This window comes from Variovorax sp. J22G73, from assembly GCF_030317035.1.
Lineage (GTDB): Bacteria > Pseudomonadota > Gammaproteobacteria > Burkholderiales > Burkholderiaceae_C > Variovorax.
Window position 1 is genome coordinate 75,699 of record NZ_JASZYK010000007.1, and the last position, 12,683, is coordinate 88,381.

Below are 12,683 nucleotides of genomic sequence, written 5' to 3' on the forward strand. Positions count from 1 at the left end.
CATGGCCCAAGAACGTACCGGCGGCAGGCCATTGAAAAACCCGCCGCAGGCCGTCGTTTTTTCAGGTGCCGCGCGACACGCTGAAGCCGAAGGTGTTCACCCCGCCTTCGCTCGACGCGGCCACCTGCCCGCCGTGCATGCGCGCCACCGCCTTCACGATGGCCAGCCCCAGGCCGTGGCCGTGGTGCTCCCCGCCGCCGTCGTTGCGCGCGGCGTCCACGCGGTAGAAGCGGTCGAACAGGTGCTGCAGGTGCTGGGCGTCGATGGGCTCGCCGGGGTTCGACACGCTGATCCACGTGGCGCCCGGCGCTTCGCGCAGCGTGACGGCAATCTGCGCGCCCGGCTTCGAATGCTCGATGGCGTTCTGCAGCAGGTTGGACATGGCGCGGCGGAACAGCGCGCTTTCCAGCCGGGCCTCGGCCAGCACGTCGCCTTCGATGGCGACCTGCGCGCGGGTTTCGTCGAGCACGAACTCGAAGAACTCGATGGTCTTGCGCACCTCTTGCGCCACCGGCGTGAGCACCAGCCCGGTGGCCACCTCGCCGCGGTCGGCGCGCGCCAGGAACAGCATGTCGTTGACGATGGAGCGCACCCGCTCCAGGTCTTCCAGGTTGGCCTGCAGCACCTCTTCGAACTCCTCGGCGCTGCGCTGGCGCGACAGCGCCACCTGCGTGCTGCCGATGAGGTTGGCCAGCGGCGTGCGCAGCTCGTGCGCCACGTCGGCGTTGAACGACTCGAGCTGCCCGTAGGCCTCTTCGAGCCGCGCCAACGCGCCGTTGAAGGCCTCGGCCAGCGCCGACAGTTCCACCGGCAGCGGCTGCGCGCGCAGGCGCTGCGACAAGGTCTTGGGCCGCAGCGCCTGCGCCTCGGCCGACAGCCGCTCCAGCGGGCGCAGCCCCACGCGGGCGATCCAGTAGCCCATGAAGGCCACCGCCAGCATGGCGCCCAGCCCGAGCGCGACCAGCGCCGTCAGAAAGGTGTGGCGCGTGCGCGCATAGGGCTCGGTGTTGCGCCCGACGATGAGCCGCACCGCCGGGCGCTGCTCGAAGGCGCCGATGTGCGCGGACAGCGTGCGAAACGGTTTTTCTTCGCCGGGCAGCACGATGGCGCTGGTGTGGCCGTTGGCCTCGCGCGTGAGGCCGTCTATTTCCGCCAGGCCCTTGCCGTACTGGAAGCGCGGGTCGTCGCTGAGCACCCAGAAGCGCACGCTGCCGTCTTCGGGCGTCAGGGTGTCCATGCGCGCCTGCACGCGCGACCAGCGGTCGGGCGAGCCGATGGCGCCGATCCAGAACTGCAGGCTCTTCAGCGTGGTGTCCAGCTCTTCGTACTGGTGGCGCTCCAGCTCGCGCGCCAGCACGTTGTGCAGCGCGAAGCCCGCGAGCGTGAAGGTGGCCAGCGCCGCGGCGGCGAACATGAGCACCAGCCGCGCGGTGATGGAGCGCTTCACGGCGCGGCGCCCTCCCCGTGCCGGCCCTGCTCGCCGGGGGCTCCGTCGGGCGCATTCGGCGCGCTCGGCACGCTCGGTGTGTCGCGCACCTCCATCACGTAGCCCATGCCGCGGATCGTGTGCAGCAGCTTGGTGCCGAAAGGCACGTCGATCTTGTCGCGCAGCCGCTTGATGGCCACCTCGACCACGTTGGTGTTGCTGTCGAAATTCATGTCCCACACCAGCTCGGCAATGGCCGTCTTCGACAGGATCTCCCCCTGGCGTCGCGCCAGCACGGCGAGCAAGGCGAACTCCTTGGCCGTGAGGTCGATGCGCGTGCTGGTGCCACCGCTGCTGCTCGCCCGGAAGGCCTTGCGCGCGAGCAGGTCGATCTGCAGGTCCGCGATGCGCAGCTGCATCGGCTCCTGCTTGCGCCCGCGCCGGTTCAGCGCCTGCAGCCGCGCGAGCAGCTCCAGGAACGAGAAGGGCTTGATGAGGTAGTCGTCCGCGCCCTCGTGCAGGCCCTTGATGCGGTCTTCCACGCGGTCGCGCGCGGTGAGCATGATGACTGGCGTCTGCTTCACGGCGCGCAGCTCGCGCAGCACCGAGAAGCCGTCCTGCCCCGGCAGCATCACGTCGAGCACGATCACGTCGTAGTCGTGGGTGAGCGCCAGGTGCTGGCCGTCGATGCCGTTGTGCGCCATGTCGACCGTGCAGCCCTGCTCGGTCAACCCCTTGGAGAGGTAGTCGGCGGTTCTCAGTTCGTCTTCGACAATCAGGATCTTCATGGCGGTGCGATGTCTCGTGTCGCTGTCGTGGTTCAACTGCCGCTCATCCGTGCGCCTCGGCGGCCGGAGGCGCCTCGCCGGCGCGGGTGGCCTTGCGGGCCTTTCGCGCCTCCTTGCGGCTCAGGTACCAGTAGTGCGCGCGGTCGAGGTACAGGTACACCACCGGGGTCGTGAACAGGGTGAGTGCCTGCGAGAGTATCAGCCCGCCGACCATCGCGTAGCCCAGCGGGCGGCGCAGCTCGGAGCCCGAGCCGTGGCCCAGCATCAGCGGCAGGCCCGAGAGCAGCGCGCACATGGTGGTCATCATGATCGGGCGAAAGCGCAGCAGGCAGGCCTGGTAGATGGCGTCGTGCGGCGACATGCCCTGCTCGCGCTCGGCCTTGAGCGCGAAGTCGATCATCATGATGCCGTTCTTCTTCACGATGCCGATCAGCAGGATGATGCCGATCAGCGCGATCACGCTCAGGTCGTAGCCCCCCGCCATCAAGATCAGCAAGGCGCCCACGCCGGCCGAGGGCAGCGTCGACAGGATGGTCAGCGGATGGATGTAGCTCTCGTACAGCAGCCCGAGCACGATGTACACCGCCACCAGCGCCGCGGCAATCAGGTAGGGCTGCGAAGACAGCGAGTCCTGGAACGCCTGGGCCGTGCCCTGGAACGCACCGGTGAGCGACTGCGGCAGCCCCATGTCGGCCTGCGCCTTGTTGATGGCGTCCACCGCCTCGCCCAGCGCATGGCCCGGCGCCAGGTTGAACGAGATGGTCACGGCCGGGAACTGGCCCTGGTGGCTGATCGACAGGTAGGCCGTCTTGCTGGTGTCCACCTTCACGAAGGTCGACAGCGGCACCTGCTGCCCGGTGATGGGCGAGTTGAGGTACAGCTTGCTGAAAAGCGCCGGGTCCTGCTGCAGCGCGGGCGTTACCTCCAGCACCACGTGGTAGCTGTTGAGCTGCGTGAAGTACTGCGCCACCTGCCGCTGGCCGATGGCGTCGTACAGCGTGGCGTCGATGGTGGCCGGCGTGATGCCGAAGCTGGACGCCCGGTCGCGGTCGATGGTGAGCACCGCCGACGCGGCGGCGTTCTGCTGGTCGGAGGCCAGGTCGGTGATTTCAGGCAGCTGCCTGAAGCGCGCCAGCAGCTGCGGCGCCCAGGTGTTGAGCTCGTCGAGGTTGGCGTCGGTCACCGTGTACTGGTACTGCGTGCGCGACGAGCGCCCGCCCACGCGAATGTCCTGCCCCGCCTGCAGGAACAGGTTCACGCCCTGCACCTTGGCCAGCTGCGGGCGCAGCCGCGTGATGATCTCGTCGGCCGTGGCCGTGCGGCCCTCGTCCTTCGGCTTCAGGCTGATGAAGAAGTTGCCCGTGTTGTAGGTCGACGAGCTGCCGTTCATGCCAAAGCCGGTCACGTCGGGGTCCTTGCGCACCACGTCGGCCAGCGCCAGCATGCGGGCGTTCATGGAGGCGAAGGAGGCGTCCTGCGCCGACTCGGCAAAGCCCGAGATGAAGCCGGTGTCCTGCTGCGGAAAGAAGCCCTTGGGAATCACCATGAACAGGAAGCCCGTGGCCGCCACCGTGGCGATGAACACCATCAGTGTGATGAACTGGTGGTCGAGCACCACGTGCAGCCCGCGCTTGTAGCCGTTGAGCATGGCGTCGAAGCCGCGCTCGAACAGCTGGTAGAGCCGCCCGTGCTGCCTGCCGTGCTCGTTCTTCAGGAAGCGCGAGCACAGCATGGGCGTGAGCGTGAGCGAGATCACCACGCTCACCACGATGGTGAGCGTGACCGTGACCGCGAACTCGCGAAACAGCCGCCCCACGATGCCGCCCATGAGCAGCAGCGGAATGAACACCGCGATGAGCGACACCGAGATCGAGATGATGGTGAAGCCGATTTCGCCCGCGCCCTTGTACGCGGCCTCCATGGCCGACATGCCCTCTTCCACGTAGCGGTAGATGTTCTCCAGCATGACGATGGCGTCGTCCACCACGAAGCCCACCGCGATGGTCAGCGCCATGAGCGAGAGGTTGTCCAGGCTGTAGCCCAGCAGGTACATGACGGCCACCGTGCCCAGCAGCGCGAGCGGCACCGTCACGCTGGGAATGAGCGTGGCGGGCACGTTGCGCAGGAACACGAAGATCACCGCCACCACCAGGGCGATGGTCAGCAGCAGCGTGAACTCCACGTCCTTCACCGAGGCGCGGATGGTCTGCGTGCGGTCGATGATGGCGTTGACCTCCACCGTCGGCGGAATCGATGCCTTCAGCCGCGGCAGCGCGGCGTTGATGCGGTCGACCGTCTCGATCACGTTGGCGCCCGGCTGCTTGGTGATGGCCAGCACGATGGAGCGGCCGTTCTGCACGGTGCTGCCTTCGGGGGCGGCGGCGCCGGCATAGGCCCAGCCGGCGATCTTGGCGTTCTCGGGGCCGTCGACCGCCACGCCCAGGTCGCGCACGCGAATGGGCGCGCCGTTGCGGTAGGCCAGCACCACGTCGTTCCAGGGCTGGGCCTTCAGCAGCTGGTCGTTGGTGTAGACGGTGAAGCTCTGGTTGGGCCCGTCGATGGTGCCCTTGGGCGCGTTGACGGTGGCCGACGCCAGCACGGTGCGCACGTCTTCCAGGCCCAGGCCCAATGCCGCGAGCTTGGCCGGGTCGACCTGGATGCGCACCGCCGGCTTCTGCACGCCGCCGATGTTCACCAGCCCCACGCCCGAGATCTGCGAGATCTGCTGCGCCAGGATGTTGTCGGCGTAGTCGTTCACCTCGGTGAGCGGCAGCGTCTTCGACTGCACCGACAGGATGAGGATGGGCGAGTCGGCCGGGTTCACCTTGCGAAAGGTCGGCGGGCTCGGCAGGTTAGCCGGTAGCTGGCCTGTGGAGGCGTTGATGGCGGCCTGCACGTCGAGCGCGGCGGCGTCGATGCTGCGGTCCAGGTCGAACTGCAGCGTGATCTGCGTGGAGCCCAGGCCGCTGGTCGAGGTCATCTGCGACAGGCCGGCAATGAGCGAGAACTGCCGCTCCAGCGGCTGCGCCACGTTCGAGGCCATGGTCTCGGGGCTGGCGCCCGGCAGGTTGGCCGACACCTGGATGGTCGGAAAGTCGACCTGCGGCAGCGGCGCCACCGGCAGCAGCGGGAACACCGCCGCACCCACCAGCAGGATGGCCAGCGCCAGCAGCGTGGTTCCGATGGGGCGCTTGATGAAGGCGGCGGAAATGCTCAATTGCTGCTCCCGCTGGTGGGCTTGGCGCCCGCGGCCGGGGTCGAGCTTTCGGCCTTGCCGGCCTTTTCACCCTTCTGCGCGGGCGGCGGCTCCACGGTGGCAGCGCCGGGCTTGAGCTTGTACTGCCCGTCGGTCACCACGCGCTGGCCGGCGCTCACGCCCTTGTCGATCACGGCCGTGCCGTCGGCGATCTGCACCACGTGCACAGGCACGTTCTCGGCCTTGTTCTCGGCATCGATCACCCAGACGTAGGTGTTGTCCTGGCCGCGCTGGATGGCGGCGGCGGGCACGGTGAGCGAGTCGGCCCGGCGGTCGAGCTGCAGCCGCACGTTCACATACTGGCCGGGCCACAGCGTGTGCTGCGGGTTGGCGAAGCTGCCCTTGAGCTGCACGGTGCCGCTGGTGGTGTCGATCTGGTTGTTCAGCAATATGAGCTTGCCGGTGCCCAGCAGCTGCGCGCCGCTGCGGTCGTAGGCCACCACGGCCAGCGGCTGGCTGCTTTGCTGCTGCACGCGGTTGATGTCCTGCACCGCGTCTTCGGGCAGCGTGAACTGCACGGCGATGGGGTCGATCTGGTTGATGACCACCAGCCCGTTGGCGTCGGTCGCGTGCACGATGTTGCCGGGGTCGACCAGCCGCGCGCCCACGCGGCCGTTCATGGGCGAGGCGATGCGCGTGAAGCTCAGCTGCACCTCGGCGTACTGCACCTGCGCGGCGTCGTTCTGCACCGCGGCTTCCAGCTGGTTGACCAGCGCCTTCTGCGTGTCGACCTGCTGCTGCGTGGCGGCATCCTGCCCCAGCAGCGTGGTGTAGCGCTTGAGGTCGGCACGCGCGTTGGCGAGGGTGGCCGCGTCTTTCGCCTTGGTGGCCTGCGCCTGCGCGAGCTGCGCCTGCAGCGTGCGCGGGTCGAGCTGCGCGAGCAGCTGGCCGGCCTTGACGTCCTGCCCCTCGACGAAGCCGACCTTGTCGAGCTGGCCGTCGATGCGCGCCTTGACGGTCACCGTGGCCATCGAGGCGACGGTGCCGATGCCCGAGCGGTAGACCTGCACGTTCTGCGGCGTGACGCGCGCGGTGGTCACCTGCACCGGCGGCGTCTTGGGCGCATCGGGCTTGGCGGCGTTGGCGGCCTGGTGCGTGAGCGCCCAGGCCCCGCCGCCCAGCAGCACCACGAGCGTGGCGGCGGCGAGCCAGGTGGTGCGGCGCCGATGAGGTTCCTGTGGATGCTGCGAGGGTGAGTGCGGGTGCGCGTGTGAGGGATGCGGGTTCGCGGCGGTGGTGTCTGCGGAGGTCGTCATGGCGTCAATTCCCGGAAGTCTTCTGTGCGGCGGCAACGGTGGCACTTGTGTTGGCGGTGGCGCTGGCAGCCGCACTGGCAGTTGTGTTGGCACTGGCACTGGCATCGGAGGCGTTCCAGCCGCCGCCCGTCGCCGCGATCAGCGACACGCTGGCCGCCAGCTGGCGGCCCAGCACCTGGGCGGCCGTGCGCTGGTTGGTGAGCGACAGCGTCTGCGCCGTCACCACGCTGAGGTAGGTGGCGGTGCCCGCGCGGTACTGGCTCAGCGCCAGTCGCTCGGCGAGCTGCGCGGCGCGCACCGCGTCGGCCTGCAGGGCCGATTCGTTGTCGAGCACGCGCAGCGTGGACAGGTTGTCTTCCACCTGCTGGAAGCCGCCGAGCACGGTCTGCTTGTATTGCGCCACCGAGGCGTCGTAGGCGGCCACGGCCTGGTCGGTATGCGCCTTGCGCAACCCGCCGTCGAACACCGTCTGCGCCAGCGCCGCGCCCAGCGACCACACGCGGCTGGGCGTGTTGAACAGCGTGGCCAGGCTGGCCGCGCTGAAGCCGCCGCTGGCGCTGAGCACGATCTGCGGAAAGTACGCGGCCTTCTGCACGCCGATGTTGGCGTTGGCCGCCTGCACGCGGCGCTCGGCACCGGCGATGTCGGGGCGGCGTTCGAGCAGCTCCGACGGCAGGCCCGCGGGCGTCACCTGCAGCTGCACGCGCAGCGCGGCCGAGGAAGACAGCGTTTCGGCGGTCGGCGGCTGCGCGGGCGTTTCGAGTCGCGCCAGCGAGAACGACGCGGGCGCCTGCCCGGTGAGCACCGCGATGGCGTGTTCGAGCTGCGCGCGCTGGGCGTCGAGGTCGACCGCCTGCGCCTGCGCGGTCTTCAGCTGGCTTTCCGCCAGCGCCACGTCGGAGCGCAGCACGGTGCCGGCGGCGTACTGGTGCTGCGTGAGTTCCAGCGCCTTGGCATAGGCGGCGGTGGTGCTGGCGTACAGGTCGCGCTCCAGGTCGATCACGCGGATCTGCAGATAGTCTTGCGCGAGCGTGGTCTGGATGCTCAGGCGCGCGCCGGCAAGGTCGTCGGCGCTGGCCTGCGCGCTCGCGTTGTCGGCCTCGACCGAGCGGCGCACCGCGCCCCAGATGTCGGGCTCCCAGCTGGCGGCGAGGCCGAGCGTGTCGGTGGTGCCCAGCTTGACGGTGCCGGTGCTGTTGGTCTGCGCGCGGCTGGCGCCGGCATTCAGGCCGACGCTCGGAAAGAAGTTGGCGCGCGCCGCCGCGGTGATGGCCTGCGCCTGCCGGTACTGGGCCTCGGCGACGCGGATGTTCTGGTTGGCCGCGTTGGCCTGCACGATGAGCGCGCCGAGCGTGCTGTCGCCGTAGGCGTCCCACCAGGGGTGGCTCGCGTCGATGGTCTGCGGGGCGGCGGTTTTCCAGGGGCCGCCGGTTTCCTTGTAGGCGACCGGCACGTCCATCTGCCGGCGAACGTAGTCGGGGCCGACGGCGCAGCCTGCGAGCAGCAAGGCGGCCAGCGCGATGGCGGACGGCGCGAAGGCCTTGCGCGATGGGGGGATGGCGGCGGATGAATCCATGATGAAGGCACTCTAGGTGCAGGCATCAAACCGCTCGCTGTCGGTTAACTGACAGTTCTGACAGTTTCCGTAGTTGCTCCCTGCCGAAGGGAGGAGCGGGGCCCCGTCTTGCTCCCTCCCCCGCTGGGGGAGGGCTGGGGTGGGGGCACGACGGCGCTCATTTGAACGCAGCGCCTGTTTCCAACGCTGCTTGCCCCCATCCCCGCCTTCCCCCAGAGGGGGAAGGAGCAAAACGGGTTCTTCCCCCAGCGGGGGAAGGAGAAATACCGCCGATCAGCGCGGCGCGTCGCCCTTGCGGTACTCGGCCGTCAGCTCGTCCAGCTTCTGCTTCAGCGCCGGCTCCAGCTTGTACTCAGCCGCAGCCAGGGTCGCGTCCAGCTGCTCAGGCCGGCTCGCGCCCAGCAGCGGCGCGGTGATCAGCGGGTTCGCCATCACCCACGCCACCGCCAGCGTCGCCAGGGGCACGCCGGCCTCGTCCGCCAGCTTGTGCAGCTGCGTCACGGTGTTGAAGCTGCGCTCGTTCCAGTACCGGTCCTGGTACATGTTGCCGGCGGTGCCCAGGGTGAAGCGGGTGTTTTCCTCCGGCTTGGCACCGGGCTTGTACTTGCCGGTGAGCAGGCCGCCGGCCAGCGGGTTGTAGGGAATCACGCCCAGCCCCTCTTCCCCCACCAGCGGCAGCAGCTCGCGCTCGATCTCGCGGAACAGCAGGCTGTAGCGCGGCTGCACCGACACATAGCGCGTGAGCTTGTGCAGCTCGGCCTTGCCCAGCGCGCGCGCCAGCCGGTAGGCCAGGAAGTTCGACACGCCGATGTAGCGCGCACGCCCCGACTTCACGATGATGTCCAGCGCCTCCAGGCTTTCTTCCAGCGGCGTCTCGCGGTCGTCGCTGTGCAGCTGGTACAGGTCGACGTGGTCGGTCTGCAGCCGCTTGAGCGAGGCGTCGATGGCGTCCAGCAGGTGCTTGCGCGAGGCGCCCTGGTCCCAGCTGTTGGGGCCGACCTTGCCGACCGCCTTGGTGGCGACTACGAAGCGGCGCCGCCCGGTGGGGCCCTGCTTCTGCAGCCAGCGGCCGATGATTTCCTCGGTGCGGCCCGTGGTTTCCACCGTGCCGCCCAGCGGGTACACGTCGGCGGTGTCGAGGAAGTTGATGCCGCCTTCGGCCGCCTTGTCCAGGATCTGGTGCGACACCGCCTCGTCGGTCTGCAGGCCGAAGGTCATGGTGCCGAGGGCAAGGCGCGACACGGTGAGGCCCGTGCGGCCGAGACGGGTGGTGGGAATGCTCATGGTGTTTCGCTCTCGGAAAGTGAGGAAAAAAGGGCGGCGGCCATCATAGACACGGCCGTCCAATCCTTCAGGCGCGCGCGGGTTTCAGGCGCGCTCAGACGCTTTCAAAACACTTTCATGCGCTTTCATGCGCTCTCGACATGCACGCCCGGCGCGCCGCGCTCCACGCCGAAGCGCGCCATGGTGCGCACGGCCGAGCCGGCCTGCGTCTCGTCGTCCACCGCGCGGAACTCGACCGCGGCGCCGCCGGCATCGAGCGTCACCAGCGCATAGCCGCGCTTGTCGGCGCGGCCGTAGCGCAGGTGCGGGTTCTTCGCGAGCATGTTCGCCACGCTCTTGGCGCTCGGGCCCTCGGAGGTGATGGCGCCGCCGACGAACTCGGTCGCGATGGCGGCCCCATGCCGGTCTTGCTGGTCTTGCTGCTCTTGCCGCAGGTCCGCCGCCCAGAACGCATGCACGTCGCCGCTGGCGACCAGCGCGCTGCCGCCGTTCGCCTTGTTCAGCGCCAGCCCGTCGAGCAGGCGCGTGCGCGCCGCGGCGTAGCCGTCCCAGCCGTCCATCCAGTAGCCGTGCTCGGGTCCGCGCTTGCGGTCGGCCTCGGCCAGCAGCGTGGGCTGCGCGAGCACGGTCCAGCGCGCGGGCGGCGCCGCGAGTTCGCGCGCGAGCCATGCCTCTTGCGCCCCGCCGAACAGGCTGCGTCCCGGCGCGAAGCGGTCTGCGCAGTCGGCCAGCGGCGACGCGCTGCGGCCCGACAGGCACACGTGGTGCGAGCGGTACTGGCGCCCGTCGGTCAGCAGCAGGTCGACCATGCGGCCGAAGCGATGGCGCCCGTAGATGACTGCATCGGCACCGCGCGGGCGCATGCGCTCGGGCACCGGCATGTGCTCGTACCAGGCCTGGTAGGCGGCCGCGCGAATGGCGAGAAACTGCGCCGGGTCGGGCGTGCGCGGCGACATGTCGTTCGTGTAGTCGTTGGCCACCTCGTGGTCGTCCCAGGTCACCAGCCACGGGAACGCGGCGTGCGCGGCCTGCAGCTGCGGGTCGGTCTTGTACAGCGCGTAGCGGTCGCGAAAACCGGCCAGCTGCGTCGGAATGCCGCCCTGGTGCTGGCGCACGCGCTCCGCGCCGCGCGAGCTCTCGTAGATGTAGTCGCCCAGGTGCACGACGAAGTCCAGCGGCTGCTCGGCCATGTCGCGGTATGCGGCGTAGAAGCCCTGCTCGTAGTGCTGGCAGGAGGCGAAGGCGAAGCGCACCGGTCGCGTCGACTCGTCTGCATCGGCCGGCGCGGTGCGCGTGCGGCCGACGGGGCTGCGCGCACCGGCGGCGGTGAAGCGGTACCAGTACGGCCGGCCCGGCGCAAGGCCGCCCACCTCGACGTGCACGGAATGCGCCAGCGCCTCGGTCGCCGTGGCCGAGCCCTTGGCGACGACGCGGCTGAAGCGCTCGTCGTCGGCGACTTCCCAGCGCACCTCGACCGGCGCATCGCCCATGCCGCCGCCCTGCAGCGGGTCGGGTGCGAGCCGCGTCCACAGCACGAAACCATCAGGCTGCGGCGCGCCCGAGGCCACGCCCAGCATGAAGAGCTCGCGCGATGACCCCTGCGCATGCAGCCGCAAGAAAGGATGCCCCAGCGACGCGGCCGCCAGCCCGCCGCACAGCAGGCGCCGGCGCGAAATTCGTTCCATCTTCATTCTTCGCACGCGACGGTGCCCACATCAGATCGATGCGCCGCACTGTCGTTTGCTTCGCTCGCTCCTGTCAACCCGCGGGCTCAGGAGCGTGACTGCGGCGCCACCACCGTGACCCGCGCCGTCATGTACGGGTGCACCGAGCAGGCGTACTCGTACACGCCCGGCTTGTCGAAGCTGCGCGCGAAGGCCTTGCCCGGCAGCAGCAGGTCGATGCCGCCGGTGCCGTTCTTGAAGACCACGCCGTGCGGCGAGCCGTCGTCGTTCTGCCAGGTGAGCGTCTGGCCGACCTCGACGGTGACCTGCGCGGGCTCGAAGGCGAAGTTGCGAATGGCCACGTGGGCGGAGCCGGCGGCATGCGCAGCATGCGCGGCTTGCGTGCCTTGCACGGCTTGCACAGCCTTCGCGCCCTGCGAAGCGGCCACGCGCTGCACCGCGATCTTGCGCGGCGCGTTGCCGACCGCCACCGTGTGCATCGGCCCGCCCGCCAGATCGACCACGCTCACGTCGTTGGAGCCCTCGTTGCTCACCCACAGCTTCCTGCCGTCGGCCGACAGGTCGAGCCAGTGCGGCTGCTTGCCCACGCCGATGCTGCGCACCGACGCGCGCGCCACAGGGTCGAACAGCATCACCTCGCCCGGCCCCTGCACCACCACCACGCCGCTCGCCATGCCGGCGAAGTGCTGCGCGATGTGCGGCGACACGCCGGTGGACACCGGCGCGCCCCACTGGTTGGTGGCCGCGTCCAGCACCTGCACCGCGGGCACGCCGGCCAGCGTGAGGTACAGCGACTTGCCGTCGGCGTCGAACTCCAGGTCGCGCGGCGGCTTGTCCAGCGGAATCTGCGTGACCACGGCGCGGGTGGCCATGTCGATGACGACCAGCGCGAAGTGGCCGGGCTCCTGCGAGGCCACGTAGGCCTGCCGCCCGTCAGGCCGGATGGCGATGGTGTGCGGCTTGGGCACCGCCACGCTGGCGCTCACGCCGTGCGCCACGGTGTCGACGAAGGCCACGCGGTCGTCGCCGTTGACGGCCACCAGCAGCCACTTGCCGTCCGCCGTCATGGCCAGGCCCTGCGGGCCCTTGCCCACGTCGATGCTGCGGGTGACGCTGTCGGTGGCGGTGTCGATCTCGCTCACGGCAGACGCGCTGGAGCCGCTGACGAACGCGCTGCGCCCGCCGGGCGCCAGCACGATGCCGTCGGGCCCCGCCGCCACGGGCACGGTGGCGACGACGCGCTCGGCGGCGGTGTCGATCACGCTGACGGTGTTGTCCTTGAAGTTGCCGACGTAGGCCTTGGGGCCGGCCGCCAGCGCGGGGGCGGCCGAAGCGGCCAATGCCGAGAGCACGACCAGTGTTCGGGCGAAGCGGGACATTGCGGGGTGGGCGAGCATGGTGAAAAACCTCCT

8 protein-coding genes are annotated in these 12,683 nt (G+C 69.7%); all 8 read right to left on the reverse strand.

Annotated elements, in window-relative coordinates; genetic code table 11:
- Window positions 1-61: 61 nt before the first annotated feature.
- The 8 genes from QTI51_RS23875 to QTI51_RS23910 all read right to left on the reverse strand — a co-directional run bounded on the left by QTI51_RS23875 (window position 62) and on the right by QTI51_RS23910 (window position 12,668).
- Complete coding sequence (locus QTI51_RS23875) at window positions 62-1,447, reverse strand: heavy metal sensor histidine kinase (protein ID WP_116911035.1); 1,386 nt, start codon at window positions 1,445-1,447, stop codon at window positions 62-64.
- Window positions 1,444-2,214, reverse strand: coding sequence for a heavy metal response regulator transcription factor (locus QTI51_RS23880; RefSeq protein WP_286516400.1), 771 nt, complete (start codon window positions 2,212-2,214; stop codon window positions 1,444-1,446). The genes QTI51_RS23875 and QTI51_RS23880 overlap by 4 nt, the downstream gene beginning before the upstream one ends.
- A gap of 43 nt (window positions 2,215-2,257) precedes the next feature.
- Window positions 2,258-5,431 carry an efflux RND transporter permease subunit gene (locus QTI51_RS23885; protein WP_116911034.1) on the reverse strand — a complete coding sequence of 1,058 codons (3,174 nt, stop codon included), beginning with the start codon at window positions 5,429-5,431 and terminating at the stop codon, window positions 2,258-2,260.
- The gene (locus QTI51_RS23890; RefSeq protein ID WP_286516398.1) at window positions 5,428-6,726 is read right to left on the reverse strand and encodes an efflux RND transporter periplasmic adaptor subunit; all 1,299 of its coding nucleotides are present in this window, start codon (window positions 6,724-6,726) and stop codon (window positions 5,428-5,430) included. Before QTI51_RS23890 ends, QTI51_RS23885 begins: the two co-directional genes overlap by 4 nt.
- Before the next feature lie 4 nt (window positions 6,727-6,730).
- The gene (locus QTI51_RS23895) at window positions 6,731-8,302 is read right to left on the reverse strand and encodes an efflux transporter outer membrane subunit (protein ID WP_286516397.1); all 1,572 of its coding nucleotides are present in this window, start codon (window positions 8,300-8,302) and stop codon (window positions 6,731-6,733) included.
- Window positions 8,303-8,575: 273 nt separating this feature from the next.
- Window positions 8,576-9,586 carry an aldo/keto reductase gene (locus tag QTI51_RS23900; protein ID WP_116911033.1) on the reverse strand — a complete coding sequence of 337 codons (1,011 nt, stop codon included), beginning with the start codon at window positions 9,584-9,586 and terminating at the stop codon, window positions 8,576-8,578.
- Between the two features lie 125 nt (window positions 9,587-9,711).
- Window positions 9,712-11,271, reverse strand: coding sequence for an alkaline phosphatase D family protein (locus QTI51_RS23905; RefSeq protein WP_286516395.1), 1,560 nt, complete (start codon window positions 11,269-11,271; stop codon window positions 9,712-9,714).
- Window positions 11,272-11,357: 86 nt separating this feature from the next.
- Window positions 11,358-12,668, reverse strand: coding sequence for a YVTN family beta-propeller repeat protein (locus QTI51_RS23910; RefSeq protein WP_116911031.1), 1,311 nt, complete (start codon window positions 12,666-12,668; stop codon window positions 11,358-11,360).
- Between the last annotated feature and the right edge of the window lie 15 nt (window positions 12,669-12,683).

Bases quoted from the DNA above. Each gene is read 5' to 3' on its own strand.
- QTI51_RS23900 (WP_116911033.1), bottom strand. From the start codon at position 9,586: ATGAGCATTCCCACCACCCGTCTCGGCCGCACGGGCCTCACCGTGTCG.
- QTI51_RS23880 (WP_286516400.1), bottom strand. From the start codon at position 2,214: ATGAAGATCCTGATTGTCGAAGACGAACTGAGAACCGCCGACTACCTC.
- QTI51_RS23910 (WP_116911031.1), bottom strand. From the start codon at position 12,668: ATGCTCGCCCACCCCGCAATGTCCCGCTTCGCCCGAACACTGGTCGTG.
- QTI51_RS23890 (WP_286516398.1), bottom strand. From the start codon at position 6,726: ATGACGACCTCCGCAGACACCACCGCCGCGAACCCGCATCCCTCACAC.
- QTI51_RS23905 (WP_286516395.1), bottom strand. From the start codon at position 11,271: ATGGAACGAATTTCGCGCCGGCGCCTGCTGTGCGGCGGGCTGGCGGCC.
- QTI51_RS23895 (WP_286516397.1), bottom strand. From the start codon at position 8,302: ATGGATTCATCCGCCGCCATCCCCCCATCGCGCAAGGCCTTCGCGCCG.